The sequence below is a fragment of the Sutterella parvirubra YIT 11816 genome (genome assembly GCF_000250875.1).
GTDB classification, from domain to species: Bacteria; Pseudomonadota; Gammaproteobacteria; order Burkholderiales; family Burkholderiaceae_F; genus Sutterella; species Sutterella parvirubra.
Genome location: NZ_JH604835.1, coordinates 1 through 2,178 on the forward strand (window position 1 = coordinate 1; position 2,178 = coordinate 2,178).

The window sequence follows — 2,178 nt, forward strand, 5'->3', positions numbered from 1 at the left end:
AGAGCCGACTGGCCCTTGTCCGTCACGCCCCAGAAGACGAAGTTCTGATACTGGTTGATCGCGTCGTCACTCCAACCGATGGCCGTCGTCACCGTCTTCGTGTCTTCGCCCGACGGCACCGTGGGAATCGCAGCAATGGCCGCACCCGCCACCATGGTCGTCGCGACGGTCACCACCGTCTTCGTACCGATCGCGGCCACGGAAGAGGTGAGTTCGCTCACGACCTGAAGCGCGCCCGCACGGGTGGCGCGCACTTTGTATGTCTTGTTCATGTTTTGTGCTCCAATAGTGTCCCTCTGCTGTCTTTGTCGTTATGCCCGCCTTTCGGGCGGAACGCGTCTGCGCAGAGAAACTGAGCGGATCTTACGAATCCGTGCCAGAATTCGCGGGGGGGGGTAAACCCCTATTTCTAATCATTTCCAAAGCATCTTTCCAACTCCTTCATTTATTTGCCAGGCAAGTCGAGATCGCGACTCAGGGAAACCGCCAGTACCTGCGATGCCTGTGGACAACTGTTTCAAAATTGTTTCTTCCCCGCTTGACCGCTCATATTCCGAGGGTTCAGGCGAGAAAAAGGCCCAACCTCGGTTTCCCAAGATCGGGCCTCAAGCGCCGGGCTTTCGCCCCGCGCAGTGTGAATCCTCCGTCCCGCGCCTTCTTGGAGCCGAAGGCGTGGGGCGAAGGCTCCGTCATCAGAAGCGATAGCTGAAGTTCGCCTTCACCGTGGCGTTCTGACGGTCGTCGCTGCCGAAGCCGTAGCCCGCGTCGAGACCGAAGGCGTACTGGCCGTAGACGGCCTCCACGCCCACCGTGGTGTTGTAGAGGTTGTCGATCACGTCGACGTCGCCCACGAGGGTGGAGACTTCCTTGTCGCCCACCTGCGGCACGACCGTGAAGTCGACTGACGGGACGAGCTTCCAACCGGCGGCGGGTTCGAACGTGCCCGCAACCTTCACGCCGACCGGGAGTTCGACGACGTTCACGGACCCGTTGTCGAGGCCGTGGAACGCATCGACGTCGATCGAGGTGTAGCGGACGCCCGCGTGCGGCACGACGTTGAAGGCGCCGGCGTAGGCCGTCCAGTCGGCGCGCAGGTCCACCGTGAAGACTTCGCCGTCCACCTTGTCGTCGGCCTTCACGCCCGCGACCGTGCCCTTGATGTCGTTGTCGAACCAAAGGTAGGAGAGGTCCGCACCGACGTAGAGGCTCGTGTCGCCCACGTTCTTGCCCGTGTAGAGCGAGATGCCGTAGAAGTCCGTGTCGGTCGAGAACTGCGAGAAGGAGCCTTCGCTGTCGGCGTCGGACTGCCCGATCGAGACCGCAGCCCCCAGCTTCGCGCCGCAGGAGAAGGTCGTGTCGAACCCGAACACGCCGCCGTAGATGTCGGCGCTGTAGCCCTGGTCGCCGTAGAGCTTCTTCGCTTCGTTCGAGGCGTAGAAGACGTCGGCCCAGGCGCCCATGCCTTCGCTCTGAACGTTGCGGTTCATGACGACACGGGAGACTTCCGCGGCGGCGTCGTAGGCGACGTTGTAGGCGCCCGAGACGACCGGGGCGGCCATGAATTCGGACGCGGCCTGGATGCCCGCATCGGAGAGCTTGCCCGTGGTCGAATCGATGAAGGGCGACGCTTCCAGCGTCGTGTCGCCGATGGCGGCCAGCACTTCGCGGGCGAGCGCGTCGCCTTCGCCGTTGACGACCCGCTTCGCGGCGGCGTTGAAGGCGGCGTCGGTCGAGACGTTGTCTGCGGCAGTGGCCGTGATCGCCCAAACCTGGCTCTCGTCTTGCGTTACCTGCTCAAAATTCCCGGTCAGGAAGATGTTGTCGGATTTGATCTCCGTGCTCGCATTGTTGGTAACCGTGCCCGTCGCGATCAGGAGGGTGCCCGCCTTGGTGAAGTTTTCGATTGCGATTTCACCATCGGAGTCAATGGTGAGGTCGCCGTCGATCACGGCACCGTCGTAGTTGCCCGTGGCGTTGATGATGAGGACGCCGTTTTGCCCCACGGAAAACTTCTTGCCAGCGGCGCCGTCGGGCGTGCCGAGGTTGATCTGACCGTTCGTGTCCAACTTCACCGTACGGTCGAGGTAGGCGACGGCCTTGCCTTCCTGGGCAGGCGTATCGGTGACGGTCGAAATCACGGCACCCGCCTTGGGGTGGGGGTCGAAAACCGGACCTGCT

2 protein-coding genes are annotated in these 2,178 nt (G+C 62.6%); both read right to left on the minus strand.

Going from position 1 to position 2,178, the window contains the following annotated elements; translation table 11 throughout:
- The coding region (locus HMPREF9440_RS00005) for an ESPR domain-containing protein (RefSeq protein WP_008540282.1) at positions 1 to 272 on the minus strand (272 nt) is incomplete at its 3' end.
- 420 nt (positions 273 to 692) lie between these two features.
- A partial coding sequence (locus HMPREF9440_RS00010) for an autotransporter outer membrane beta-barrel domain-containing protein (RefSeq protein WP_008540284.1) occupies positions 693 to 2,178 on the minus strand: 1,486 nt, incomplete at its 5' end.